Origin of the sequence: Thiorhodovibrio frisius (genome assembly GCF_033954835.1) — a bacterium.
GTDB classification, from domain to species: domain Bacteria; phylum Pseudomonadota; class Gammaproteobacteria; order Chromatiales; family Chromatiaceae; genus Thiorhodovibrio; species Thiorhodovibrio frisius.
The window spans coordinates 4,579,134-4,604,631 of the sequence record NZ_CP121471.1; the positions used below are offsets into that span (position 1 = coordinate 4,579,134).

Annotated in this window: 25 protein-coding genes; 6 read left to right on the forward strand and 19 right to left on the reverse strand. The window is 63.1% G+C overall.

Going from position 1 to position 25,498, the window contains the following annotated elements; genetic code table 11:
• Positions 1-10: 10 nt before the first annotated feature.
• Together Thiofri_RS20945 and cas1 are read right to left on the reverse strand one after the other, a co-directional pair.
• Positions 11-862, reverse strand: coding sequence for a CRISPR-associated endonuclease Cas1 (locus Thiofri_RS20945; RefSeq protein ID WP_009148088.1), 852 nt, complete (start codon positions 860-862; stop codon positions 11-13).
• Positions 859-1,836, reverse strand: a complete 978-nt coding sequence (cas1, locus tag Thiofri_RS20950; RefSeq protein ID WP_009148089.1) for a CRISPR-associated endonuclease Cas1 — start codon at positions 1,834-1,836, stop codon at positions 859-861. The genes Thiofri_RS20945 and cas1 overlap by 4 nt, the downstream gene beginning before the upstream one ends.
• Positions 1,837-2,236: 400 nt before the next feature.
• Between cas1 and Thiofri_RS20960 the strand changes: the two genes are divergently transcribed.
• Positions 2,237-3,748 (forward strand): ISKra4-like element ISThio1 family transposase, encoded by a 1,512-nt coding sequence (locus Thiofri_RS20960; protein ID WP_323705705.1) that lies wholly within the window; start codon positions 2,237-2,239, stop codon positions 3,746-3,748.
• Between the two features lie 247 nt (positions 3,749-3,995).
• Here the strand turns inward: Thiofri_RS20960 and Thiofri_RS20965 are convergent, their stop codons facing one another.
• The gene (locus tag Thiofri_RS20965; RefSeq protein ID WP_009148093.1) at positions 3,996-4,637 is read right to left on the reverse strand and encodes a Card1-like endonuclease domain-containing protein; all 642 of its coding nucleotides are present in this window, start codon (positions 4,635-4,637) and stop codon (positions 3,996-3,998) included.
• A 221-nt stretch (positions 4,638-4,858) separates the two neighbouring features.
• The gene (locus tag Thiofri_RS20970) at positions 4,859-5,077 is read right to left on the reverse strand and encodes a hypothetical protein (RefSeq protein WP_009148094.1); all 219 of its coding nucleotides are present in this window, start codon (positions 5,075-5,077) and stop codon (positions 4,859-4,861) included.
• Between Thiofri_RS20970 and Thiofri_RS20975 the strand changes: the two genes are divergently transcribed.
• Both Thiofri_RS20975 and Thiofri_RS20980 read left to right on the forward strand, forming a co-directional pair.
• Entirely contained in the window at positions 5,072-7,204 is a 2,133-nt protein-coding gene (locus tag Thiofri_RS20975; protein ID WP_040855643.1) for a CRISPR-associated ring nuclease, read from the forward strand. The two genes, Thiofri_RS20970 and Thiofri_RS20975, sit on opposite strands and share 6 nt — an antisense overlap.
• Positions 7,197-7,796: a putative phosphoesterase (MutT family) gene (locus Thiofri_RS20980; RefSeq protein ID WP_009148096.1), complete on the forward strand. Its 600-nt coding sequence runs from the start codon at positions 7,197-7,199 to the stop codon at positions 7,794-7,796. The genes Thiofri_RS20975 and Thiofri_RS20980 overlap by 8 nt, the downstream gene beginning before the upstream one ends.
• A gap of 61 nt (positions 7,797-7,857) precedes the next feature.
• Here Thiofri_RS20980 and Thiofri_RS20985 read toward each other — a convergent pair whose 3' ends face one another.
• From Thiofri_RS20985 to Thiofri_RS21055, 15 genes are all read right to left on the reverse strand, one after another.
• The gene (locus Thiofri_RS20985) at positions 7,858-9,150 is read right to left on the reverse strand and encodes a TIGR02710 family CRISPR-associated CARF protein (RefSeq protein WP_009148097.1); all 1,293 of its coding nucleotides are present in this window, start codon (positions 9,148-9,150) and stop codon (positions 7,858-7,860) included.
• Positions 9,147-9,383: a DUF2283 domain-containing protein gene (locus tag Thiofri_RS20990; protein WP_009148098.1), complete on the reverse strand. Its 237-nt coding sequence runs from the start codon at positions 9,381-9,383 to the stop codon at positions 9,147-9,149. Before Thiofri_RS20990 ends, Thiofri_RS20985 begins: the two co-directional genes overlap by 4 nt.
• Positions 9,384-9,392: 9 nt before the next feature.
• A complete protein-coding gene (gene cmr6 / locus Thiofri_RS20995; protein WP_009148099.1) occupies positions 9,393-10,697 on the reverse strand; it encodes a type III-B CRISPR module RAMP protein Cmr6 in 1,305 nt (434 codons plus the stop codon).
• 2 nt (positions 10,698-10,699) lie between these two features.
• On the reverse strand, positions 10,700-11,071 hold the full coding sequence (gene cmr5 / locus Thiofri_RS21000; RefSeq protein ID WP_009148100.1) for a type III-B CRISPR module-associated protein Cmr5: 372 nt from the start codon (positions 11,069-11,071) through the stop codon (positions 10,700-10,702).
• A gap of 4 nt (positions 11,072-11,075) precedes the next feature.
• Positions 11,076-11,975 (reverse strand): type III-B CRISPR module RAMP protein Cmr4, encoded by a 900-nt coding sequence (cmr4, locus tag Thiofri_RS21005; RefSeq protein ID WP_009148101.1) that lies wholly within the window; start codon positions 11,973-11,975, stop codon positions 11,076-11,078.
• A gap of 24 nt (positions 11,976-11,999) precedes the next feature.
• On the reverse strand, positions 12,000-12,431 hold the full coding sequence (locus Thiofri_RS24890; RefSeq protein WP_009148102.1) for a type II toxin-antitoxin system VapC family toxin: 432 nt from the start codon (positions 12,429-12,431) through the stop codon (positions 12,000-12,002).
• A complete protein-coding gene (locus Thiofri_RS21015) occupies positions 12,422-12,682 on the reverse strand; it encodes a hypothetical protein (protein ID WP_009148103.1) in 261 nt (86 codons plus the stop codon). The genes Thiofri_RS24890 and Thiofri_RS21015 overlap by 10 nt, the downstream gene beginning before the upstream one ends.
• Before the next feature lie 50 nt (positions 12,683-12,732).
• Positions 12,733-13,878: a type III-B CRISPR module-associated Cmr3 family protein gene (locus tag Thiofri_RS21020; protein WP_009148104.1), complete on the reverse strand. Its 1,146-nt coding sequence runs from the start codon at positions 13,876-13,878 to the stop codon at positions 12,733-12,735.
• On the reverse strand, positions 13,875-16,970 hold the full coding sequence (gene cas10, locus Thiofri_RS21025; RefSeq protein ID WP_009148105.1) for a type III-B CRISPR-associated protein Cas10/Cmr2: 3,096 nt from the start codon (positions 16,968-16,970) through the stop codon (positions 13,875-13,877). Before cas10 ends, Thiofri_RS21020 begins: the two co-directional genes overlap by 4 nt.
• Positions 16,971-16,981: 11 nt before the next feature.
• The gene (locus tag Thiofri_RS21030) at positions 16,982-18,031 is read right to left on the reverse strand and encodes an RAMP superfamily CRISPR-associated protein (RefSeq protein ID WP_009148106.1); all 1,050 of its coding nucleotides are present in this window, start codon (positions 18,029-18,031) and stop codon (positions 16,982-16,984) included.
• Between the two features lie 177 nt (positions 18,032-18,208).
• The gene (gene csm6 / locus Thiofri_RS21035) at positions 18,209-19,396 is read right to left on the reverse strand and encodes a CRISPR-associated ring nuclease Csm6 (protein ID WP_009148107.1); all 1,188 of its coding nucleotides are present in this window, start codon (positions 19,394-19,396) and stop codon (positions 18,209-18,211) included.
• A 68-nt stretch (positions 19,397-19,464) separates the two neighbouring features.
• On the reverse strand, positions 19,465-20,319 hold the full coding sequence (gene cas6 / locus Thiofri_RS21040; protein ID WP_143741857.1) for a CRISPR system precrRNA processing endoribonuclease RAMP protein Cas6: 855 nt from the start codon (positions 20,317-20,319) through the stop codon (positions 19,465-19,467).
• Between the two features lie 255 nt (positions 20,320-20,574).
• Positions 20,575-20,919, reverse strand: a complete 345-nt coding sequence (locus tag Thiofri_RS21045) for a DUF5615 family PIN-like protein (protein WP_040855648.1) — start codon at positions 20,917-20,919, stop codon at positions 20,575-20,577.
• Positions 20,894-21,112 carry a DUF433 domain-containing protein gene (locus Thiofri_RS21050; RefSeq protein ID WP_009148110.1) on the reverse strand — a complete coding sequence of 73 codons (219 nt, stop codon included), beginning with the start codon at positions 21,110-21,112 and terminating at the stop codon, positions 20,894-20,896. Before Thiofri_RS21050 ends, Thiofri_RS21045 begins: the two co-directional genes overlap by 26 nt.
• 41 nt (positions 21,113-21,153) lie before the next feature.
• Complete coding sequence (locus Thiofri_RS21055) at positions 21,154-21,543, reverse strand: DUF3775 domain-containing protein (protein WP_009148111.1); 390 nt, start codon at positions 21,541-21,543, stop codon at positions 21,154-21,156.
• A gap of 479 nt (positions 21,544-22,022) precedes the next feature.
• On the opposite strand from Thiofri_RS21055, the gene Thiofri_RS21060 reads away from it, so the two are divergent.
• The 3 genes from Thiofri_RS21060 (at position 22,023) to bcsA (ending at position 25,436) form a co-directional block, all read left to right on the forward strand.
• Positions 22,023-22,739 (forward strand): DUF2092 domain-containing protein, encoded by a 717-nt coding sequence (locus Thiofri_RS21060; protein ID WP_223296715.1) that lies wholly within the window; start codon positions 22,023-22,025, stop codon positions 22,737-22,739.
• Positions 22,736-22,951, forward strand: coding sequence for a hypothetical protein (locus Thiofri_RS21065; RefSeq protein ID WP_009148113.1), 216 nt, complete (start codon positions 22,736-22,738; stop codon positions 22,949-22,951). Before Thiofri_RS21060 ends, Thiofri_RS21065 begins: the two co-directional genes overlap by 4 nt.
• Positions 22,952-23,066: 115 nt before the next feature.
• Positions 23,067-25,436 (forward strand): UDP-forming cellulose synthase catalytic subunit, encoded by a 2,370-nt coding sequence (bcsA, locus tag Thiofri_RS21070; protein ID WP_009148114.1) that lies wholly within the window; start codon positions 23,067-23,069, stop codon positions 25,434-25,436.
• The last annotated feature ends 62 nt before the right edge of the window (positions 25,437-25,498 follow it).

Consider the following 25,498-nt stretch of genomic DNA (forward strand, 5'->3'; position numbering starts at 1 on the left):
TGGCGGTGCCTCAGGTTTCGCTGACCAGCCAGCGGTGGAGGCAGTTGGTGATGTCGTGGCCACGCTGGGCAACGCGGGCGGCGCGGGATTCAAACAGGCGTGCAGTTTCGGAATGACGAGGGAGTCGCAACGGTTGCCGGCGATGGCGGGCGGCGTCGAAGCGGCGGCGCAGCCAGCCGATGCGCGCGGGTTCGAGGTACCACATCAGCAGTTCGGCGAGGTCGCGCGCCAGGCTGGGCTCGCCGCTTTGGCCAAGCTCGGTATTGTGGCCAAAGCCGAGGTCATGCAGGTGGGCGGCCATCCATTGGTAAGCGAAGGAGCGAAGCCATTGCCGGGTGCGCTCGGCACCGCGGTTGCCAGCGTATTGCTGGGCTTGGTGCTCAATCCAGGCGCGGCCGGTGCGCGGGTCGCGCGCGCCTTGCGGGGCGCCAAGGCGGGCACAGGCCCAGTAGGCGGTGCGGGCGCGGGCGATGCGCAGCCAGTGCCCGTAAAGGCCAAGGGCATGAGGTAGAAGCATGAGTTCGGTAAAGCGCAGCAGGAGTTCGTCGCGTTCGCCGGGGCGCCCGAGCAGGCGGGCTTGTATCTCGCCGTCGTCGGTAACAAAGATGACGCTGATACCGCGCGCGGCGCAAGCGAGCAGAGCCTCGCTGGTCCATTGCACGCGGGTGCTGCTATGGACGCGGCCGATGCGGGCAAGTGGAAAGATTTGTTCAGCGCGCTCATCGCGTTGGATGCTGAGCGCGCGACCGTCGAGCAGGACGCGGGTGTCGCTGCCGGCGGCGAGGTAGAGTGGCCGGGCGTCGAGTTCGAACGCGCGTTCGACGGTCTCGGCGCTGGGTTGGTGCGCGGTCTGAACGATCAAAACGGAATCTCCGGGTCGATGGCGTCTGTGTTAGCGGCTTCGGCCAAGCGCCCGGCAAGCTTGCGGCTGGCGCGGCGCAGCAGGCGGCGGTGCGGGCGGACGAAGACTTGCCAGGCGCTGTAGAAGTGTTCGCGTCCGGCCTTGCCGAGCAGGCAGGCGTCGCCCTCGCGGGAAAAGTGGTCGGGCCGCAGGTGGCGGGTGCGGAACTGCTCCCATACCCAAGTGTCAGCAAGCGGGCGCAGCGGCTCGATCAGGTCGGAGGCGAGGGATTCGCGCCCGAAGTCGAGTGTATGGTAGTAGCCGATGATGGGGTCGAGACCGGCGCCATAGGCGGCATGGACGGCCTCAGCATGCAGCAGGGTGTAGGCGAGCGAGAGCACGGCATTGACCGGATCGCGCGGCGGGCGGCGGTTGCGGCCGGTAAAGTCCAGCTCGGGCGCGAATAGGCCGCAGTAGGCTTTGAAGTAGGCTGCGGCGCCAGCGCCCTCGATGCCGCGCAGAGTGTCGATGCTGGCGCTGACCGGGTCGGTGGCGTGCGCGCGGGCTTGCATCAGTTGCTCGCGGGCTTTGGTGAGCGTCAGGCGCAGGTCGGGGCGTTCGCGCAGGGCGGCGACAATCAGGCGCTGCTGGCGGCGGAGTTTGCCGCGCACCAGACGGCGGGTCCAGGTCAGGCACCAGGCGAGATCGTCGGTCAGGCGCAGTTGGCCGACGCGCCGGGCGCCGTCGTTGCCGCTGCGACCATGGACGATGGCAAGCTTGCTGGCGTTGCGTCCGCCAAAGATGACAATCGCAATGCCGGCGTCGGCCAGATTGGCGAGCAGGCTGCTTTCTATGCTGACGGCGCTGCGCATGACGACGCTTTCGAGCAGATTGAGGGGCACGGTGCCGCGACGTTCCTTGTCGGTGTAAATGGCGAGCGCGCGGCCTTCGAGCTTCAGGCGGGTATCGCGGCGGTCGAGGTAGAGAGTGGTCATTGGCGGGGTAAGCGTGTACAGTAGGGAGGAACAGGTGTGCGCAATTAGCCGACGTAAAAGTAAGCAGGATCGGCGGGTTTGATGGCTTTTCCGCGCACGCGGACCTTGCTGCGGGGCTCGAGGCGCAGCAGCATGAAGCGATCTTCTTCGCCATTGAGCAGGGCCTGGATTTCTTCGAGCAGCGTGCTGCGTTCAGCGGGGGTGAGAAAGCACTCGAAGACGGATTTCTGCCGTCCGCTGGCATAGCCTTTGGGTGCGGCTCCTTTAGAACGACGCTCAGCGACTAGAAAACAACAGCTTAACCAGCTAGAAACCTGAGGACAGGGAAGACAGGGCCTCCACTCGGGTGCGAAACTGAAGGGACGAAACTTTTGTCACGGACCCTGAGGAGACCCTGTCGATGCCATGCTACACGATTTCTTTGCCAAGCCTCGATTGCTACGAGGGGGCGATCGCGCAGTTCGTCCAACTGCTTGAGACGCTGAGCGGGGAGCAAGCCCAACATGCCACGCACGGGGAAATCGAAGCGCTGGTGCAACAGGGCGGCATGAAGCTGCTGTGTGAGATGGTCCAGTCGCACCTGGAACAAAGAGCGCGAGAGGAACCGCGGTATGCGTCCGTGATTGGCGCCGATGGTTATCCCCGGACCCATCATCGCGCCGGCTGTACCCGACTTCTGGAGACCCGCTTTGGGGAAGTGACCGTCACGCGCCGGGGCTACGGTGCGCGGGGACTCCAGAGCGTCTTCCCCTTGGATGCTGAGCTGAATCTGCCCCCGGGCAGGTATTCCCATGGCCTGTGCGAGGTGCTGGCCGGTGAGGTCGTGAACAACTCCTTCGACGCCGCGCTTGCGGCACTCGAACAAGCCGGCGGCGGGACGCTGGCCAAGCGCCAAGCCGAGGAGGTGGCCGTGCATCTGAGCCAGGACTTCGACGCCTTCTACGCCCAACCCTTTGTCCCCCAGGAGCCGAATGAAGCGAGCGAACGCCTCCTGATCATCAGTGCTGACGGCAAGGGCATCGTGATGCGCCCCAGCGATTTGCGCGAGGCCACCCGCAAGGCGCGCGAGCGCCAAGCGCACAAGCAACAGACCCGGCTGAGTCCTGGGGAGAAAAAGCAGCGCAAACGCATGGCCACCGTCGCCTCGGTCTATGAGGTCGAGCCCTACCCACGCACCCCAGAGCAGATCCTTGATCCCAAACAAGCCCCCGCGGGCAAACGTCCCGAAGTCCAGAACAAACGCACCTGGGCACGCGTGGAGGCCGATCAGCGCACCGTCATCGAGCAGGCGTTTGAGGAGGCCATGCGCCGCGACCCGGATCAGCACCGCCGCTGGGTGGTGCTCTGTGACGGTCAGGAAGATCTGCTGCGCCAAGTCACAGCCGCGGCCGAGCGCTACAAGGTCGAGGTGGTGGTGATCCAGGACTTCATCCATGTGCTGGAATATCTGTGGAAAGCCGCGCATGCGCTCTTTCCCGAGACCCCCGCGGAGCGCGAGCAGTGGGTGATGGAGCGCGCCATGGCCATCCTCGAAGGTCGCGCCCACGACGTGGCCGTGGGACTGCGCCGCGCGGCAACGCGCAAGCAACTCGGCGAGACGGCGCGCAAACCCATCGATAAGGCGGCCGACTATATCGACAACAACCGCGAGCGCCTCGAATACGACCAAGCGCTTGCGCTGGGGCTGCCAATCGCCACTGGTGTGATCGAAGGCGCCTGTCGCCATCTCGTCAAAGATCGCATGGATCTCACCGGGGCGCGTTGGGGGCTGGCCCGCGCCGAGGCGATCCTGAAACTGCGCTCACTAAAGATCAGTGGGGACTTGCCGGCCTATCTTGCGTTTCACTTCGCTGAGCACCGACGCCACTATCCAGGACCACCGATCCCGCTGGACTTGCCCGTGGCGGCATGATGTCTCACTTGCGCCATCACCATCGACCGGAAACGTCGCCCGCAACCGCTGGATTCTGCGGCGCTTGGCGTCGTTCCAAAAGAGCCGCACCCATAGCCTTTGAGGACTTTCAGCGCGTCCTGGAGCCGGGCGGGGCTGGACACGTCGTAGGCGGCGATGTAGAGCTGACGCTGAGGCATGGGGTTAAGGCTAACCCCGCGTGGGCGCTTTGTCTGCGCCGGCAAGCTTGCGGGGCTTGGTTAGACAATCATCCCCGCCACTGGCGCACCAGGTCGCGCAGCTTCGCCAGTTCTGCAGGCGGAATCAGCCGAATGTTGGCGCGGCGGGCGCGGGCAATGAGAATCTCGGTCGGCTCGCGGGCGCATAGTAGCCAAGTGCTGCCAAACAGGCCGCGCGCGTCATCACCGAGGCTGTCAAGCTTGTAGGCGATTTCGTTGTCGTTCTGGCCTGGTTGAAAGCGGGCGGTCTTGCATTCAATGACCAGCAGCTGGTTGAGGTGGCACGCCAGGGCGTCGAATTCGTTGGTAATCGTCTGCCCGCGGTCCCAGGTGCCCTCGACGCTCATGCGCGCATCAAACACGCCTTCGTCTTTCAACGTGTGATAGGCGTATTCTTCCAGCCAGCTGCCGCGGATGAATTGCGCGGCATCGAGACTGTTGAAGACAAAAGTGTCGGAATCCCGATGCCAGTCGATCAGCGAGGCATTGGCCAGTTCACGCAAGGCGCTTTTCCAAATACCGCGCGGCGAGCCCTTGGTGAAGAATTGCTTGGGCGCGACCAGCCGTTCCATTCGGCTGCCAGGGATGGGCTCGAGCGCGCGGTGGGCGGTGTCGGTATAAAGGATGCGGCTGGCGATCCCCCACAGGGCCTCGAAGAAGGCAAGCGACATTAGCTTGTTCCCGCCGGTGACGTTCAGGGCGATGTCGCTAGATGCTGTCTTGCATGGTTTGCCCTAGGCAAGAGAAGTCGGTTTCATTGGCAGTTTCATTGGCAGTTTCAAGGCGGAACCTGATTTCTCCGTTCGTTACAAGGAAAAAATCGACTGGTCCAAGCATCCCGCTCTTCACGAATTTGTTGCTGAATGTCCTCGACGGTTCGACCGGTTGGCGGCTATTGTTCCAACCAAGTGGCGAATTCGGCGAGATTTCTCGGCTTTTGACGCGAAGGAATCGCATCCTTTGATGCGGAAATGGATGCATCCGGGTTTGAGCTGAAGGTCTTGGCCACATCGTCATCGCGCCGAGCAGCGACATCAAAGCGCTTCTCATCCAGAGTCTGAACCACATCGTACTCGCTAACGCTGGTCGCACGGTTTGCGGAACAATGCATCTTTTGATCTCCACCCTGGGCACTTCCTGGTCTATCGTGCCGGAGCTGTTTGCGTTCACTAACCCGCAACAGCTTGACCTCTATGCGCATCACGAGAGTTGCGCCCAAATTGCCGCCCAGAGAGCGGAGTACGGGATTGTCGGGGTCAATCGGATTTGGGTTGTAACAACCGAGAAGATGCGCACTGATCGCCTACGAGAATGGGCGGCGCGCATTGAAATGCCCATCGACATCTGGCACCCGCTTGGAGTGGATGAACTGGCGAGTGTTCGCGAGAACCGCGCGATGGCCGATCTGATCTATCGGGTTGTACTGCGCGGCCGGGAGGTCACCCGCAATGGCCGACTCTATCTGTCTCTGGCCGGCGGTCGCAAAACAATGAGCGCCGAGATGCAGCAGGCCGGAATGCTGTTTGGCTGCGACGCGCTGCTCCATGTGGTTGACCGGCAGCTGCCGTCCGGTATCGAGCGACTGTCCGACCAGGATGTTGGCGCCTTTTGCGCGCCCTTGCCGAAACCCTATGCCGACATCTATCAGCCCTTGGTCACCTTGGGCCGTTGTCCGCCCAACGCCGCGCTAGAGGTCCATCCCAGTATTCGATCAGCGGATTTTCCGGTTCCACCTGCCGGTGGCGCGGTTCCGCCAGAGCTGCCTCTCTATGAAGAGGTGCGGCGCCGACTCCGGCAAGCCGACAGTCTGATCTATAACTTCAGTTGCCAGGTGAGCCAGGCCGAAGCACAGAGTAACTTCCATGGGCTCTATATGCTGCCACCTGATCGGGTCAAGGCGTTGCGCGCCACGCGCCTTGGTGCAGATTCGGCGCGTACCCAAGCCGATCTGGGCTGGCTTGCCCAACTGCCCAAGAGCGATCTGCACTGTCACCTCGGCGGCGTGCTGGACGCGGCGGGGTTGATCGAAGTCGCCACGACCAGCGCCGCGCAGGTCCGCGAGCGCGAGGCCGTGAATCCCGAACTGGCACGGCAACTGAAACAGGTGCGCGCGCTGGCGGCCGCCGAGGATCTGGACGGTCTACGCGCTCTGCTTGGCGCCGCGACCGCCCAGACGCCAGATTTCCGCCAGATTCGACAGTGGGATACGCAGGAGCCATGGGGCGTCTGTGGCTTCCTGATGGCCTTCACCGACCGCCCGGCATTGCTCGACGCCCTAGTGTTCGACGCCCTGCGCGATCCGGCCCGCTACCAAGGCATCGGCATCGCCGCTTACGAGCCGCTGGGGGATCTTCAGGGGTCCGCGCTCTTGCAGTGCGAAGCCAGTCTGCGGGCGGCCTGCGCCATGGTGCGACGCGCGGCCCGGCGCGACCGGCTGCGCTATCTGGAGCTGCGTTGTTCCCCCCACAACTACACGCGCGGCGGACTGAGCGCCCAGCAAGTCGTTGACATCCTTTTGGATTCCCTGTCTGACGAGACCGATTGCGATATTCGGCTTCTGTTCATTGCCAGCCGGCACCGGCGCATGAGCGAGGCGATTCAGCATATCGAGCTGGCCCAGGACCTGCGTGCGGCATCGGCCGATTTCCGCCGCCGGTTCGTGGGCTTTGATCTGGCTGGCAACGAGCAGCAGCGCTCCCCCGTGGAGATGCGCGACGCCTTTCGCCCATTGCTGAAGGCTTGCATTCCGATCAGCATTCACGCCGGTGAGGATCAACCCGTCAACAATATCTGGGAAGCGACCTATGAGCTCAGCGCCGAGCGCATTGGCCACGGCCTGACCTTGCACGACAATCCGGAATTGTTGCGGCGCTGTGTCGAGCGTCGCATCGCGGTGGAAATGTGTCCGAGTAGCAACTATCAAATCGTCGGATTTCGGGATTTTGTGCTCCAGGCAGGTCCCGACACCCAGTATCCACTGGCCGATTATCTGTCCGCCGGATTGCGTGTGACGGTCAACACCGATAATCCCGGGATTTCCCGCACCGATCCCAGCCAAGAGCTCTATAAGGCCGCGGCGATGACGCCGGGCGGGCTGACCTATTGGGAGGTACTACAATTGATTCGCAACGGTTTTCAGGCCGCCTTTTGCAACCGCCAGGACCGCCGCGAGCTACTTGGCCGCGCCGAGGCGGAGTTGATGGAGTGGCTGACCGAAACGGCTTCACGCGATGTCTGATCGACACATCCTGGCCTTTGCCCGCGGCGATTTGCCAGCGCAGTGGTTGCCCGAGCGCGGCGCCTTGCGCATGGGAAGCACCGAGCTCGCCGAACAGCTCGCACAGCGAAGCCCGGTCTGGCTCCCACGCGCGGCGGCCGAGGAGGACCCGAGCCATAAGCAACCCATTCCCTATGTCCTGGTTCGGCATGGGACGCGCCTTGCCTGTTATCGGCGTCAGGGAACTGAGCAGCGCCTGCACGGGCTCCGGTCCGTCGGCATCGGCGGCCATGTTGAAGTCGAGGACGCGGCGAACAGCCTCCTCGACACCCTGTTGTCCGCCGCCCGGCGGGAACTGCTGGAGGAGCTTCTCGACCTGACGGCCTGCCCGCCGGTCAGGGTGTTGGGCCTCATCAATGAAGACCTGACCCCCGTGGGTCGCGTCCACCTGGGTATCGCGATGATGGTCGAGATCGACACCCAAAGGCCGCCACGCGGCGGACCGGAATTACTGGATCTCGACTGGCTACCCCCATCCGTCGCGCGGCAATGCCCCTTGGAGTATTGGAGTCAACTCGCGCTTGACCTGCTGGGTGCCGACAAGGCCGCGTAAGAATCCGCTAACCGTGAATCACACGCGAATCATTCGCCCGCGTGGCACCGCACCATGAGAATTAAGTCCATAGCGGCGCTTGCGGGAGCTGGGGCGCGAACTTTTTCAGCCCGGCGCGCGCGGCTTGGGTGCCGAGCAGCGGGATCAGCGCCTGTTCCATCCAGCCGCTAAAGGCTTCCCAGTCGGCACGGGCAATGGGACGGTCGCCATGGGCCAGGATGGAATAATTGCGCTTGGTGAGCTGATCGAGCATGTGGCCGCGCTCGGCCTCGACAAAGGCCGCCACCTCGCCGCCAATGTGGTGCGCTGCCAGTTCCCAAGCGTTGCGCAGACCGGCCTGAAGCTTGCCGTCAGGGTTGGCTGTGATCGCTAAGCTTGCGGGGATTTGCTCGGGCTTGAGATCGCCGGTCAGGATGCCCCGGCCGGCCAGCAGCCATTGCGCGGTCCATTCCAGTAGCCGGTAGCCGCGCGCGACGGCATCATCGTAGCGGCCCTGGGCGGCGCGGCGCTTGGCGTTGAGCCACAGATCCCACAGCCGGGCCGGGGTCTTCTGCGAGCTGTCATCCTCGGCGCACAGGTGCTTGAGCGCCAGAAACAGCGGCCCGACTTGAGCGCCGGCCTGACTGCCGAGGCGCGGGCGATAGACCTCAAGCAGTGCACTGGCCTCGGCGTGGTCGAAGCGATCCCAGGCATCAAAAGCCTGGCTCAGGCTGCGGGCGATCTGCAAATCCCCGCGCAAGCCAGGATCGCGCGGCAGCGGCAGACGCAGTAGCCCCTCGGCCGCCTCACCGTACGCGAAGCGATCCCAGGCATTGAGATAGGCGCGCATGGCGCGACGCAGGCGAATCTCCTCGGCGCTCACCGCCAGCCCGGCCTGGCTACCGTCCTGCACCTTGATTAGATCGGCACGGTTGCCGGTAATCAGCTGCAACTCCACCCGGTCGTTATCGAGCGCCGCCATCACCAGCGCGGCGGTCATGGTTTTGGTGCCGCCGGTGTAATCGGCGATCAGCCGCGCCCGCGGGAATCGTTCGGCGATCTCGGCGATGGCGGCGGTCATAGCCGATACCGCTTGGTCCAGATCGTCCGTCGGCACCTCCACGGCTTGAAATTGATCATCACCCAGACCGGCCTGGGTCGGGATATTCGGCAGATGCTCGACCACCTGGCCAGCGCGCCGCACCTCCACCGGATGCCCCTTGCCGGTGATGGTGACTATGGACCCCGGCTGCCCGGTCCCCTGATCGCGTCCACTGGCGAAGAACAGCACAAAAACCGGCTGAAGCTCGCGAATGGCGGTCAAAATGGGCTGGTGTGAGCCGCCGACTGTGCAGAGGAGGATGGTTTGGGTCATGTACAGTCTTTCGTCACGAGCGCTTGGGGTTTGGCGCCTAATGGCAGCATGGCTGGAGATTCGGTGTTTGTTGTACCGCACTGACGGATTGCTAACACTTCGATACCGACGAGGCGGCCTTTGTCGTCGTAATCAGCAATGATGCCGGGCTCCAATTCGCGAGCGGTTTCGACGTCTGCATCGCAAATCTCAAAATAGGCCGCGTCTGCGATTGGGTCGAGCTCGAGCTTCATGAGTCCGGCTCAAATACAGCCGTCAACCACGGTGCGCAGAAGCTTCTCGCGTTTGACTCGCTGCTTCTCGCGTTGTGGCGGCCTTAGTCCAGGACCGTGCCACCCCAAGCGCTCGAGTGCGGCGGTCATGGCATCAACTGCCTCTTGGCGCTTGTCGGCTTCTGGCCATTGCTGGGCTAGCTCGGCCAGCGTGTTGATCATCCCGGAGAAGTTGGCATAGACGTCCTTGGTGAGCGGCGGCTCGCCAAGGCTGGACAGGCCTTGATTGAATTGTCTCAGGGCCTTTTCGCTCTCGGGCAGGGCCTCGAAGGCTTTGCGCTCAGCCTCGACGCGGGCGGCTTGTTCCTGTTCGCGCTGGCGCTCGGCTTCTTCTCGCGCGCGCTGCTCCGCGGCGTCTTGTTCGGCCTGTTGCCGGGCCAGTTCGGCGCTGCGGTCGCGCTTCATGGCGCCATAGCCGACGGCGGTCTTGGCGCCGAAGCCGAGCCATTCAAAGACATGCTCCAGCGCGGCATTGAGCAGGGGTTGCCACGCTTGGGGCGCGGCCAGCTCCAAGGCGATGCGAGCGAGGAACGGCTGATCGCACTGGATGTGGAAATGAAAGTCAGCGCCGGGCGGGACGGTCAGGAAGTTGATGGGGTTGGGCTGGCCGGATTCGTGAGGGCTAGTCGGGTCCTGAGAACGGGCTTGCAGATAGTGTGACTGATGGGCGGTCATCACCTCGACCGTTAGGCTCTGACCCGGCAGTTGCGGATAGACATCCCAGAAGGAGAGCGCTCCGCGGACATGCTCGGTCTCGTGATCCTGGCTTTGTTTGCCGAAGAGGACATCGAGCAGGCTGAGCGAGATGCGACTTCTGTCAGCCAAGGTCAGGCTGTAGCGCTCGGCGAGGTCCCAACCCTGGGTGTCGCCCCACTCGCCGCTCGCCAGTTCGCGGGCGGCCTGGCGCAGCACACCTTTCACGCCGCTGCCGGACAGGTAGGGCAGGCCATAGGGGTTGAGAAAGGCGAAACCGTTTTCGAGTGGATGTTCGTTGCCAAGGCCGGTGGTGAAGGGAGCGATAGCTTTGGCGTCGACGCGCAGCAGCTGGCCGGCTTGCTGCAAGGGGTTGGCGAGGGCGGTTTGGCGAGCGACCAGGGCGTTCATTAGATGGCGGTCCTGTGGCGTAAGGCGGGTCGCCTCCTTCCAAGCCTCCTTTTTGTCTTTGATCAGCTTGAATTGTTGATCCCAAGATTTCAGCAAATAGCTGAATCTGAGTCCAGGCGACGCGCCGGCAAAGTCGTTGCCAAGATAAGCAGGTACAGCGGCAATAGCCATGATCAGTGCCCCCCTGCCCGCGAAGCGGCAGCCATCTGGCGCATCCAGCGCAGCCAGGCGAAGGCCTCGGCTGTGATGGCCTGGAAGGTGCGTGGGTCGGCGTCCATCAGCGCGGTCATGAAGGTCGGGAAATCGTCGCTGGTGAAGGTTCCGGCGAAGCGGCGCCGAAGCCAGTCGCGCAGATGATTGCTGAGGTCGCGGCAATGGTGCTGACTGGGTTTGGCGCCCTTTTCTTCCAGGAACGCGAAGACCTGCATCAGCCCACTATTCATGATCAGCGCCGGCAAGCCCTTGGCGAGCTTGACGTATTCGTCGTTACAACGCTGGGCCTTGCTCCAGGCGTGGGCGGCGCGTGCTTGTTCGAGTGTCTGCATGGCTTCAACCTCCCAGAACCCGGGTGGCGACCAGACCGCGGCCGGTGGTGGCGTCGCCGCCGACTTGCAGCACGCGGTTGTTGAGCAGGTTCTTGACGCGCAGCAGCACCTCGCCGGCGCCAAGCTTGTCGGCCTCCTTGCCGGTGCGGGTTTGGCTGGCCATCAGCGGGGCGATTAGCAGGGACTCGGGCGGCAGGTTCTCGGTGTAGAACAGGCCGCCATCGTCGGCGGTGCCGGTGGTCTCGTTGATGCGCACATGGGGCTCGACCAGCATGGCATGCTCGGCGAAGTAGCTGAAGTCGGTATCGGACAGCAACACCAGATCCTGCTTCAGCTTGTCGCGGAAGAAATTGTGCTCGGCGCCTTCTGGTAGCGCCTTGCCGGCGAGGTCGGCGGCGATGGCCGGCAGGTCGTCGGGCGAGACGGGCGCCTGGTACTCGAAGGCCTCCAGATGCAGGGCGTCGCCGGAGCGCAGCTTGGGATTGGATAGCAGGCAATGGCCCTCCTCGACACTTGGAATGCGCCAATCGGCGGCGATGCCGAGCAGTCGCAACAACCGTTGCGCGCGCCCGAGTGCCTGCGGGCAGCTGGCATAGACATAGCCATTCTTGAGGCAGCGCACCGGCAACGCGACCAGTTGCGCGTCGCCGAAGCTGACCGCGCCGGCATGTAGCTGGCTGCTGCCCGACGGCGGGCCGAACAGCCGATCGATCTCATCGGCCGCGCCGCCCAGGGCGGTGAAGCCATGGCGCACCGCACCTTTGATGCCGGAGCCGGCGAAGCTCGGGTGCCCGGTGTGCTTCTCGCGCTGGATGGGGTTGTCGATGATGCCGAGGGTATTGCCGGCGCCAAGATGCACCGGACTGACGGCGTAGAGGAATACGGCGGCGTGTTGTTCGAACATGAGCGGGGTCCAAGGCTATCGGGTTCAAAAAATGGTGATGTCCAGGTGGTTTTCGGCTGCGCGCTGCAGGCGGTCGTCAGTAGTCCAAAAGTCGTCGCAGCTGCCAGTGATGGCGGCAGCCAGGTGCAGGGCATCGGGGGTTTTCAACCGATGGGTGGCGCGCAGATCGGTCGCCAGTTCAAAAACGCGCCTGTCGATTTCGACTTTGACCGCATTGGCGAGAGCAAAAAAATCATCAAAGCGGGCAAGCAATGCCGGGTCCTGGCGGCGCAATGGCCCGACACGGCATTCGAGGCGCACCAATTCCGAGAACGCAATCTGGGGTCTTGCGCCTTCCGTGGGGAACATCCGCGCGCGGAGATTTTGATAACGGGCTGGGTTGCGTTCGACGTAATGAATTTCAATGCAGGCATCGAAATACACCCGAGGTCGCGGGGCTATTGAATTCAATCCCATGAGGCCCGCTCCTCGGCAATTTCTCGCACAATTTCATCGGGGCTGCGGTCGATCGCCGGCTGCTGGGCAAGCCAGGCGTCGAATTCCTCAAGGGTCTTGGGTTTGCTCGGTGTTTCTGGCTCGGTGATGACCCCGGGTAACTCGGAATAAAGCACAAGCACATCCACATCCCCGCTTGGCACCTCGGGTGGCAGTTGCAGGGTGAGGGAATGGTCATCTTCGACATAGGCTCTGAGGCGTTCGGCGCGCATTGGGTCTCTCCTGGCAATTATTACGTTTGGATACCGGCTGGAAATCGGCGCTAGGGCCACAGGGCAAAGCTGAAACGATTAAACCCCTCGGCGCGGCGTTGGGGATGGTCGCAGGGTTCCGACCAAAGCCCCTCGGCGGCAAGCTTGCCGAGTGCCGCGGGTGTGGCTTCCAGCTCGTCGAGCCAATAGACACTGCCGGCAGGCGCGGCGCGCTGGGCGGTTTTCGGCTCCCAGTTGGCCAGATCCCAGCCGGAGACGGTCTGGGCGCGCGGCACGGCGGCGCTGACCAGGCGAGCACGCACGCCATGCAGCGCGAAGCGGCCATCGCTGTCGGTGCCGGGCAGGCGCCAGCCATCGGGGAAGATGCCGGGGCTGGTCAGAACCAGACGGCAGCGGTGGGCTTTGGCGATAACGCGCAGGTGAGTTACCGGTGGAGCGGCGTCGATGCTGGACAGGGCGGCACCGCGCCCATCGCCGCCGAGGCGCACCAGGCCGGTCGCGGGCGGCTCGGCGCCGGCGATGCCGACGAGGAAGCCAATCTCGGGCTGGAAGGCAACCGCCTGGGCGCTGAACAGCTTGCCGTCATCGGCGCGACGCTGCTCGGTGTCGAGTCCAACGCTGATGCGCGGGTCGAGCTGCCAGAGCTTGCCGACCGGGATCAGTTCCGTCGGCGCTGGGACGCGACCGGCAAGGTAGTCCACAAAGCCGGCTTCAGTCAGCCAGAGCCCGCCGCCGGGCTTGCGCCGCTCGGACTCACCAAGGATGGGCAGGCGTGGCAGCGAGCTCGACGCCATGAGACCGGCGGGCAACGGCTGGGGGTGAAGCAGCGACAGGCTTAGCTTGTCGTCGTCGCCGCCGTCGTCGCCTTCGCCGTCGCGGGCGATGAACAGATCGGCCGGCGGCTCGATCAGCCGCTCGACGGCGCCAGACGCCGCGCGGCGGGCGAGGCAACACTCGGTGAGCCGAAAGCTGCCGGGCGTGGTGGGCGTGCCGATGCTTGTATGGGTGACTTGGCCGCTGGCGAACTCGGCCAATGCCACGCCGTCGGCCGCCAGCATCAGCGAGCGCAGCGCGCCGGCTGCCGCCGACGGCGGCGGCGGGATCAGGCTTTCACCGAAGCTGCCGGGCTGGCCAAACAGCTTGTTGCCGCGCAAAAAGAGCACATCGAGCGGTTGCAGGAAGCGATAGGCGGTCATGCGGGTTCTCCTAGTGCACCGGCTTTGGCCGGCAACTCTCGCGGCAGGCCGGGAGCACGGGTGCTGGCGATCTTGACGCGACAGTCGCGGACGAGAAACTCCGCGACCGCCAGGCAGTTTTCCAACCAGCGCAGGGGTTCCCGCTGCGCCGTTGCCAGGGTCGCAAGTCGGCGAGCGAGGCCAGGCAAGTCGCGATGATCAACAGTGGAGCGGCGCTCGGTCTGGCGCGCGAGTTGGTAACCAAGCAGTTCCGCGAGCATGCGCGGATCGCCGTCAGGGTCAGGCAGATCCTTCAGCCACTCAAGACTGTTGTAGACCGCGCGGCGTGACACATCGGGCTCGGCGAGGAAAGCTTGCAGCGCAGTCAACACGGCCATGGGCTCGCCCCATTTGGCGCTGAAGCGGCGGATGCCGCCGGAGCGCTTGATGAGCGTGACGCTGAAGGCATCGCGCCCGCCGGCGTTCTTGGCGGCCGACTCGGCCTGACGCAGCTCCCGCAGCACCATGCCAAGCGGCGCCTGGTGATGGGCGATCACGGCGCCGCAACTGGCGGTGGCGCGCTCGCCCATCAGGCGCAGCAGGCGGCCACCCGATCCGGAACCCAGCCAGGCGAAGCCATTGCCAAGGCGCAGCGCGCGAGGGTCCGTGTCGGCGGAGTCCGCGCCGCGCCCGGAGTAGGCGTCGCGCAACCGCGCCATGGCTGGCAGCAGATCGCTGACCGGCAGCATGGCCAGCACATCGTCGCCGCCGGCGTAGATGACGCGACCGAGGAATTCCCGCTCCACGACATGGCGCACCAGGGTGAGGGCGAAGTCATTCAGCGCGCCGGAGATGGCGAGATGGCGGTTGGGCGACAGGGCGCGGGCTTGCTTGGCATAGGCTTGCAACCGTGGCTCGTTCTTGGCCTTGGCGTCGAAGCCCGCGCGCACCTGGGGATGAAAGCTGTCTCGATAGCTGATGGCATAGTCCTCGCCGCCGGCGAGCCAGGCGCCCATGCGATCACCGTCCATCAGTAGCAGAGCGTAATAAGCCTCGATTGGGGCGTCTTCGTCGCTCTCGGCGCTCATGTTCTCGTTCAGGCTCTGGCGCACCAGGCGTTCAAGCCGATTGGCTTCTTCGGCATCCTCCAGCTCGCGCGCGACCTCCAGCAGCCCGGCGAGCTGCTTGGCTTCACGCAGGCGTTCACCGCCCACTTGCCCATGGCGGCGCAGCAAGCCTTGCGGCAGCGCGACACTTGGGGCGCGATAAATTGCCATGGCCTCGCGGCAAGCTTGCGACAGGCCACCGTTGCTCTCCAGCCAGCGATTGAGCCCGTGCACCAGGGTCATGGCGTGGGTGGAGACGACGAAGCGCTTTATGTCGGCACCCAGGGCCTGTTCCATTTCCGCGGCAAAGAGCGTCGGCCACAGCCGCTTGATTGCCGGCAGGGCGCCGAGATGCTCGCCGGATTTGGCCCAGGCACGGCGGTGCTTGGCCACCTTGGCCCAGAGGGTATCCTCGCGCTGGCGATAGGAGGTCGCGAGCTGATCCGGGTCGGTGGTCAGCCACTCGGTCTCGCCGGTCAGGGAGCATCGCCAGCCGCGCTGCTCGCTTTGCGCGAAGGAGCGGGTGGTCTTGGCAGCGGCCAGCACACGCTCGGCGAGATCATAGACCGCCGGGTAGAGCACACCGGGATTGGGCGAGAAGAAGGTCGTCCCATCCTGCCAGCGGGTCTCGCGTTGCAGCACCTGCCAGGCCGGCGTGGCGAGGAAGCCGGCGTCCTGCCCGGGCTCGGCGCCGAGGAAGGGCGCCATGGCGGCGGACAGCTCGGCGGTGTCGAGCGCGCGCTGGCCATCGACCTGGGTTTCCCGGATCAGCCCGAAGGGCACGGCGGCCCAGTGGACTTCCGGGAAGCCCTGGAGCTGCTCGGCCATTTGGCGATAGCAGTAGAAGTTCGGGTCGGGCGCGATATTGTCAACATCCAAAAGCTTTGCCAGCACTTGCTCGCCAAGATCCGCTAGCCAAGCGCGCACCCGCTGTTCAACCTGTTCGGCCAGCGCCCGAGCCTGAGCACGCGGCACCAGAGCGACGAAGCGATTGGGCAGCGCGGCAGAGAACAGCGGATTGCTGTCGGTGCCGCCGCGCGCCCATTCGCAGTCTTTGAACCAGTCACCTGGCAGACCGCAGTTGTCCCGCAGCCAAAGGTCGACCTGCGGCACCCCGCGCAGCCGCGGGAAAAGGATGGCATCCGGCCCCAGCGCCTCGCACACCGGGCGCATGGCCTCCCAAGCCAGGCGTGCCAGCAGATGCGAGCCAGCCCAGAGATCAGACGTTGTGCGCGCGGCGGCGATGAAGGGTTGCACCGGGCCGATGGACAAGGCCAGCAGCGCCGCCTCGCCTTCGGGGTCGGCCGCGAAGGCGCCGGTGAAGGCGGAGGCCAGGTCGAGATGATCCCAGATGCTGTGATCCGGCACCCTGGTATCGGCGGGCAGCAGATTCCACAGCGCGCCCAGCTTGCCGAAGTCTTTCTCTTCGAGTAACTCGGGGCCAAAACGCCAGTAGGCGAGCAGAGTGCGTTGCCAGTCGGTCGGGGCATCCGGGCCGGCACCACTGGTGAGCCTCAGCCGGTTGAAGTGGGCAAGACTGCGCGCCTTGATGTCGTGAAAATCGGTATCGGCCAGACTGCCGTGACGCCCGAGATCATACTCGGCGCCGGTCAGCGGGTGGATCAGAACTGGCTGCTTGCTCCACCGCACCTGCGCCCAGTCGGCGACCTTGAGGGTTTTCTCCTCGCCCGAGCGGGTCTTGACTTGAAGTGCCTGCATCGGCCATTGCGGGCGGTCGGCGGCGGCGGACCATTGGTCAGCGCGGCGAATCAGAGCATAAAGATCCTTGGGGATGCCATCCTTGAACAGCGCACCATGCAGTCCGTCCCGGTCGGAGGGGATCGAGTCGCTGTCGTTGCCGGTCAGTCCGAGCAAGCGTTGCAGCGCCTTGGAGGTGCCGCCTTCATGCCCGGCTGGATCGCGCAACAGCACCAGCGCCTTTTCGGCTGGATCATGCAAGCGGGCGTGGAGCTTGGCTTGCCAGAGTCTTGTGTTGGTGTCATCCATGGGGGCTGTCCTCAAGCCGGAAGGCGTTGCAAGTCGGGATGTTGGTCCAGAAAGGCGTGAACCTGTGACCAGACGGCGATCAGCTCCCGAACGCGCGGGTGGAAAGGCTCATCCGGCGGTCGGCAGGGCACATGCACGATCATCGCGCGCAGTTGGCCATTGACGTCCGGACGCACCTTGAAGCGCAGGCTGTTGGGCAGGCGGGCATCCTTGCCCCAAGCCTGGACGTTGTGATTGGTGACTGGATAGCTCAGCCAATGGCGGCCTTCAGGATGCTTGGCAAATTTTCCAGCCGTGAACTTGAACTGGGTTCGCAGACCGATTTTCAGCCGCGCGAATTCCACCATCGCGCTCCGCCAGTCTTTGTGGATTTGCCTGCTTTGCCATTGCAGCGGTCCATAATCGTCAGCTCCGATCGCATGGGGCCAATCCAGCGCCAGTGCTTGGCCCCAGTCCCGCATCAACTCAAGAGGCAGTCTATCGACATGGTTGAAGATAGTGGCAGAGGTCGGTGTCAAGTCAAATGAGCCCCAACCATTGCGGCTGCGGCCGCCGATGGTGCCAAAGCGGTCGATCAGCCCCAGGGCGGTTTCAATCAGCGGTGCGGCGTCATCGGGGCAGGCGATGGAGAAGACCGCCTGTTCGCCAGCCTGAATGACTGCACTCTTCTTCAAAGCCGGTTGCTTCGAACCTTTCGGTAGGGTGATCGGTCCGTAACCTAAGTAGAGACCGCCATCGATCGCAAATGGCACATCATCGTGCTTAACCTTCTCAAGCCCGGGCCACTCGCGCTGCTTGCCCATGTCCCAGCGATCCAGTCGCAGCCGCACCTGGCTCTTGCGCGAGCCATCCTTGCCATCGGCCGCGACACCGAACAGCAGCCCCTCGTCGCGGCGCATCTGGTTGATGTCGGGTTGTCCCCCTTCTTGGCAGGCATAGCTGATCCGCCACCACTGCCGCAGCAGCGCCTTGAACGGCGGGGTGCGCCACTGCCCGTCTTGCTCGGCGTTGCCGAGAAAAGCAGGGGTGTGAAAGGTAATGTGATAGTCAAGCCGTTTCATCGGGTGCGATCCTGTCGATGGCGCAAGTGGCGGTTGGCGATGGAAGCAGTGTGCATCACAACACTGACGTTTGTCATCCTCGGCAAGCTTGCGGGCCGTGTTTCGGGGCCTTGGCGCAAGACGAGGATCATGGGGCGAATGCCCATCTCAAATCAGATGCCCTTACCGGCTTGGCAATCATCCCTCGCCTTCGCGCGCCAGGCTGGGGAAGTGAATCGCCGCGGGTTCCAGAGCAAGCCGATAACGGGTATGCGGCCTCGCGCCATCGGAATGGATGAGATAAGGCTCGGCGAGCTGATCGCCGAGAGCGCGGGTCAGCTCGCGATTGGTGCGCGCCTTGCGCTGATCGAAGTCGTCCTTTGTCATGCCCTGTGCGAGAGACTTTTCCACGCGATCCAGTTCGGCGCTATCGCGGCCGACGATGCGGCGGTATTCGCTCAGGTATTGCTCGGCGATGCCCTCGGTGTTCCAGCGCGCGGGGTGGAGTCCTTTTTGTCGGCGTCGGGCCATCAGGGCGAGGAAGGCGAGCGGCGCCGGGGGGAGATTGATGATCTCGCCGGCGGCCCGGATGCAACGCGCGGCAAGGTCGATGACCAACTCGGCTGGTTGGAGCGCGCGCTGGGCGGCGGCGATGGTCTCGCCGAAGCTGGCCTGGCCGCTCAGCAGGCGCCCCGGTACCACGCCATCGCGCAGGCGTACGAAAGGCACCTCGGCTAGGGTGACGCGCGCGCTCTGGGTATCAGCCAGCTTGCCGTCGCGGGTCTCGATCACGCGCGGATAGGGGGTGGGATAAAAGAAGGCCCAGCTTTGCTCGAAGGGCTCGGACACCAGCACATGGCTGAGCCGGTCCTGGGCGCGGCCGAACAGCGAGAGCGCATAGCCGGCGTAGTAGCCCATAGTCTTGCGCCCGCCAGCCAGGGAAACATGCAATGCGCTATTTGGGTCTGCGGTGATGTCGCGGACGGTCTCGGTGATCTGGTCGGCGACGCGAGCGTTGTCGTCGAGATCGCGAATGTCGGGCAGCGGATGACCCTCCGCGTCGGTGATGACAACAATGTCATCTACGCTAAAGGGCACGGGTGGCAGGCGATAGTCCTTGAGCAATCGAGAAAACCAGCCAGGATCGGCCGAGAGGAGACTGAGGCGAGCGCGCTCAGCGCCCTCACTGGTGGTAATCAGGCGGATTTCAGTCGGTATCCAGGGCGGGTCGGCCGCGACGGCCAGGGCGAAGAGCGTTTCGGTGAGGATTTGCGGAGAAAGTCCGGCGACGGCGAGGAGGACGCGGCGCGGATGCGCTTGGTGCCTTGCCTCACCGACTCCCGTCAAGGAGATGTCAATCGCTTGAGTCACCGCCGCTTGTCGCATTGCGCTTCTCCTTTGTGCTGCGCGGTTTGGCGCCTGATTGGCTAAGGCGACCTGGCAACTGTTGGGGATCAGCCGGTCTCCTCGCTGACCGATGCAGTTTTCACCCGATAACACCCAAGCCCAAAGCTACTCTGCTTGCCGAGATGCACCCACTGGCCAAGCACAATCAGCGGCCATAGCTGATCGAGTCCCTGCCCAGTTAGGCGCAGGCTGCCAAGCAGGCCGCCGAGCTGCATGTGTGTCGCCTGGCGCGAGGACCAGCGCGTCCAGTCCACCCATTCCAGCTCATGGTGTTCGATTCTGACCTGATCGACGGCTTGTTTGAGATGGTCCATGTCGGGCAGGGATAGCTTGGTCCCTTCGCTTGGGTCCGGGTAAAGTTCTTGCAGCAGCGCGATCCGTGCGATCAATGAGCCGAGCAACGCGCGGCTGTCCAGCTGGTGTTGGCTGACGTATTGGCCACCCCGCTTGATGCGCAAGGGGGTAAGCAGTTCAAACTCGAGCGGCTCAGGCCGGGGTGGCGGTGCTGGCGGTGGGCTGGTTTCAAGCGGTATTAGCTGCCCGTTAGCCGCGTTGAAAATGCATTGCCAGTCGCCGCTGCCAGGCGTACGTTCTTGAGTAACCTCGAGCAACTGAAAACGTCCGTCGGTCCTGCCCAGTCCGCGCTCTCCAGCCCGCTGCATGGCGTGGATCAGATAGGCGGGAATATCCTGCCTGGGGCCGATGAGGGTTATACCCAGTGAGAGCGGATCTCCGGGCGCATGGTCGCGCGCACCGGCGGGCGGTGGCTCGAGCACGAATGGGTGCGGCAGCGCGTTGTATCGCAGGGACATCTCAGGCGAGAGCGGAGGTGTTTCGAAAAAGCGCGAGTAGACACACTGACCGCGCAGCAGACAGCCGTCGCAATGAGGCGCACGGGTCACGCAGACACTTCTGCGCAAGCTGTGGCCGAGCAGACCGCGCCAGGCTGAGCCGCTAAAATAGGGCAAACGCAGGGCATCAAGGCTCTGGCAGTGGAATCTGAGGCGGCGCAGCTGTAGCACGGGAAAGTACAGGTTCAAGCAAAAGGCGGAAAGGTTGGCAGGGGTCTTTGTAGCCGTCAGCGGCCTGGAGCCGAGTGCGTGAAGTATATCCCGACCCGCCCGGCATGCACGCCCCGGCAAGCTTGCAGGCTTGGTTCAGTTTGCGCCAATGATGGTCGCAACACCTTGAGCCGGAGTGATGAGCGCTTGGGTAATGGCGGGTATCAGTGCCTGAAGGTCTTGCAGCCGATTCGTCTTGGCATGCAGCACAAGCACGGCAATCTGGAAATTTGATAGGCGTTGCTGGAATGCCAGATTGCGGTCGACGGTGATGAAAGCATCAAATTGCGTCTGCGCTGCCGCAAGCAAGGCACCGTCTTGTAATCCTGACCACCCCATCTGGGGGACAGTTGTTAGGTTATGGTGCGGGAGTGACCGGGCCAAGCGGCGGTCAATGCATTCGTCGAGCAAAATCCTAAGCGGCGGCGAGGAGTTGCTCATCGATCTGTTGCCGGACCCGCTCAAGGAGTGCGATAACTTGCTCGCGCTGGACAGTCGGAAAACCGTCTAGAAAATCCTCGATCGAGTCTCCGGCTTCCAGGTAGTCGATCAAGGTGGCGACGGGCACTCGGGTTCCGGCGAACACTGGAGTGCCACCCATGATCTGGGAGTCGGTATGGATGATGGCTTTCATTGGTGCTGGCTCGGTTCGGGCCCGGAGTTGTGTGAGGCGGATTACTCCTCGCAGGACAGCCCGTGCGCGATCAGGCCTTCTTCGAGGTGGTCGGAGATCATCGGGTGGGCCAGGAGATACTCGCAGGCGCGAATACTGAAATCGCCCAGGGCTTCATCGACGCATTCTTCCCATTCGTCAATGCTGTAGTCGCCCCGTCCGACCCACATTAATGCCACCAGCTCGGCGCGCTGGCGCTCGCCCATGTCGCCGATGCTCTGGCGCAGTTGGTTTAAGCTGTAGTCCTCGCTGTGATCAGCCAGGATTTGCAGCGCCCAGTCTTCTGTGGGGGCTGCGGGCGTATCTGGTATCACCACCTCCTCTTTTGCCTGGAACTCCCGTGCCAGGGCAATGATGCAGCAGAGTGTTTCGAGCCGGATATGCAGTCGCATGACCTCCCCCTGTGGGTTGTTTTTGGTTTCCGGTGGGTAATGCCGGTGTTTGCCGGCCTTTTTGAGCCAGCGCCCTTGCGCTGACCGACACCAGTCTACTACGCCAGCCGTCGCGGGTATCTGACAGGGCGCAACGGAAACTGTCATCAGTCTGCGCGGGTGCGGCTGCGCCAGTGCGGTTATACTCCTGTCGATGCTTCACGCAACCATACTACGTACGTAGCCTAAGTATCGTGACTAATGGACATACTGGTTCCCTTGGGTATTCACTAGACTAGAATAGTGAGGGTCGAGCCGGCGACAGCCTCACAACCTTTCTAACTTTCTAGCACCAGGAAATTGGCAATGAAAATTAACCCACAGTATATCTCCATTCAAAGAGGCGCTTTATGATGAGAACATCACGCATGCTCGTAAACCTTTATGCGCGCGGCCTGACTGCTGCCACCCTTTCGTGCATGGTTCTGCTGGGGACATCCATGCAGGCAAGCGCCGATGAGACAGACGCCAAGCGCTTACTCAAAGCCATGTCCGACTATCTAGTGGCGCAGCAGGCCATTTCATTCGACTACGACGCCATGCTCGAGGTCGTCACCACGGATGAACAGGTCCTCGCGCTTGCAAGCTCGGGCGCCGTCACACTCAATCGGCCAGACAAAATCATCGCCACAAGGTCCAGCGGATTTGCGGATGTCGAGATGGTCTTTGACGGCAAGACACTCACCCTACTGAGCAAAAACCTCAACCTCTATGCACAGGAGGAAGTACCTGGCACGGTTGAAAATTTGGTCGATGAGTTGCGCAAGCGCGACCGGCCACTCCCAGGTGCAGACTTATTGTTGACGGACCCTTACGAAACCCTGATGCACGATGTCGTCGACGTCAAAGATCTTGGTAGCGGCGTGATTGGTGGCGTTGAATGCGATTACCTGGCTTTTCGCACAGAGGAGGTTGACTGGCAGATCTGGATCGCTCAAGGAGAGCAACCCTACCCTTGCCGTTATGTGGTCACATCCAAGTTAATCGACGGTGCCCCTCAGTACAGCATCCAGATCAAGGACTGGAAAGCTGGTGACGAGGTTGCAGCCACTGATTTCACCTTTATGCCCCCCGCCGATGCCAAAAAAGTGGATCTAAAGAATCTTGAGGGTGCGGATGAATTACCTAAAAACTTCCAGACAGGAGAAGCACAATGAAGGCATTGAAACGATTTGGCATCATGCTGGTTGTGGCCATTGCCGCTATTGGTGGGTCTGAAATTGGCGAACGGCTTTCAGTCCCTGGTGTTCAGAGCCTGATCCCGACGGCCGAAGCCATCATCGGGCGCCCACTCACACCATTGAGTGTTGCCGGGGTGGCGCGGCGCACGGTGCGACGTTGTGCGGTAGGCGTTTATCGCTGCAGATAGTTGTCTTGGGTGCCGGTGTTAGACCGGCTTGCTGCCGGCACCCAAGGTTTTGAGGGATTTTGTCAACCAGAAACCAGCAATTGCAAGCATCAGCCCTTATCCTGCCAACCAACCGATGAATGACGCCCACCCGACTGTGATAGGCAGCACCAGTGCTGCTTTGTTGGTGCTCGCGGCCCTAGGGCTGATGTCTCTAGCCGCCATGCCACAGTCGATCTGGGAGCAGCTACTGCTGGCGGCCGCCCTGGTGCTGACAATGATTGTGTTGCGCCCGGTGGCGCTGCGCCACCTTTATGCGAGCAATATTGGGCTGATACTGCGTTTTGTGCTGCTGACGCTGGGGCTCTTCGTCAGCACCCGCTATTTGCTGTGGCGCGCCTTCTATACCCTGCCAACTGAGGGTGTGGTGGATTTTGCCCTCGGGCTGCTGCTCTATGCCGGGGAAGTCTTCGCTTTCGTCATTTTGATTTTGGGCATGTTCGTCTCTTTGCGTCCGATCACCCGCCCGGTGGCGCCACTGCCGGCGGATAGGTCTCAGTGGCCGAGCGTGGATGTGCTCATCCCCAGCTACAACGAGAGCACCGAGTTGCTCGAGACCACCCTGCTTGGCGCGCGCGACATCGACTACCCGGCCGACAAGCTCAAGGTCTATCTGCTCGATGACGGCGGCACAATCGAAAAGCGCAGCCAGGCGGACCCGGAGCGCCGCCAGGCGGCCGAGGCACGCCACCAAGAGCTGAATGCGCTGTGCGAGCAGCTCGGTGTGCAGTATTTGACGCGCGAGCGCAATCATTCGGCCAAGGCCGGCAATCTCAACGATGCGCTGCCCAAGGTGCATGGCGAGCTCGTGCTGATTCTGGATGCCGACCATGTGCCAACGCGGGACTTTTTGCGCAACACCGTCGGCTGGTTTCTGCGCAATCCCAAGCTGTTTCTGGTGCAGACGCCGCATTTCTTTCTCAGTCCGGACCCGATCGAGAAAAACCTCGCGACCTTTCAGCGCATGCCAAGCGAGCAGGAGATGTTCTATACCAACATCCAGCGCGGGCTCGACTTCTGGAATGCATCCTTCTTTTGTGGCTCAGCCGCTGTGCTGCGGCGCAGCTGTCTGGATGAGGTCGGCGGTCTGGCGGGCGAGACCATCACTGAGGATGCCGAAACCGCGCTGGAGCTGCATCGTCGCGGCTACGACAGCGCCTACATCTGGCGGCCGATGATCGCCGGCTTGCAGCCCGAGACCTTCAGCTCTCTGGTGTCCCAGCGCGCGCGCTGGGCGCAGGGCATGATGCAGTTGTTTTTACTCAAAAATCCGCTGCGATCAGGCGGGCGGGTGCATTGGTGGCAGCAGCTTGGCTACCTCAATAGCATGATGTTCTGGTGGTTTCCCTTCGCCCGACTGATATTCCTTTTCGCACCCCTGGCCTACCTGTTCTTCGGGCTCGGCATTTTCAACGCGAATTTTACCGAGCTGCTGGCCTATATGATCCCGCACCTGATCGGGGTGCTGATCGTTATCGACTACCTCTATGGCAACGCGCGCTGGAGCTTTGTCTCGGAATTCTACGAAACGGCGCTGAGCTTTTTTCTCATCAAGCCCCTGATCACCGTCCTGCGCCAGCCGCGCGCGCCGCACTTTGCCGTCACCGCCAAGGGCGAGGTGTCAGGTCAGGACTTCATCTCCCCGCTGGCGCGTCCCATCTACTGGCTGATCGGGCTGTCGCTCGCCGGCATGCTGGCCGGTTTGATCCGGGTGGCGCTGGTGCCCGGCAGCCTGGTGACCGACCTGGTCACCCTGTTCTGGAATTCCCTGAATCTGCTATTGCTAATCGGTGCTCTGGGCGCCCTGCTCGAGCGCCAGCAGCGCCGCGCGGCGCCGCGCTTCGACATCGACGCTGAAGCGCACATCAAATGCGGCGACGACTGGCTGCCTTGCCGCACCGGGGACCTTTCGGCCACCGGAATTGGGCTGGTGGTCGATGCCCAAGTGGGCGAGCGCATCGCGGAGCTTTCGCGGGTGCGCGTGCTGGTGCAACGCGCGGCGGCCGATTTCGTCGAGGTGCATGTGGATATCCGCGACCGTCAGCGCTTCGGCGACGATCTGCGGCTTGGCTGCTTGTTCGTCGGCAAGGACGGCGCCTTGAGCACTGCGGAGAAGGCGACCATTGTGCGCCTGGTCTTTGGCGACAGCGAGCGCTGGCGCACCATCTTGCAGGCGCGCGACCAGCGTGTCGGCATTCTTCCCGCGAGCCGCATCATGTTGCAGCTGGTGGTGCAATATGGCCTCGCGCATCTGCGATTTTTGGGACGCAACCTGGCGCGCCAATGGCAAGATCGGTGGCAAAATCACCGGCATGGCGAACGATATGCCCCGGGACAGTCCGAGCAGCATCTCCGCTCAGGCTCCGCAGCGTCTCCCGACGCTCACAAGCCGCCGCCCTCGCAACCTCCAGTCACCGCCGCCCTGTCCCTTGCCCAGTCGGAATAACTTTTCGTTTGATGAGGAAAATGATCGTGCACCATGGACTCTGTTTTGGTCCCTCTCGAGGG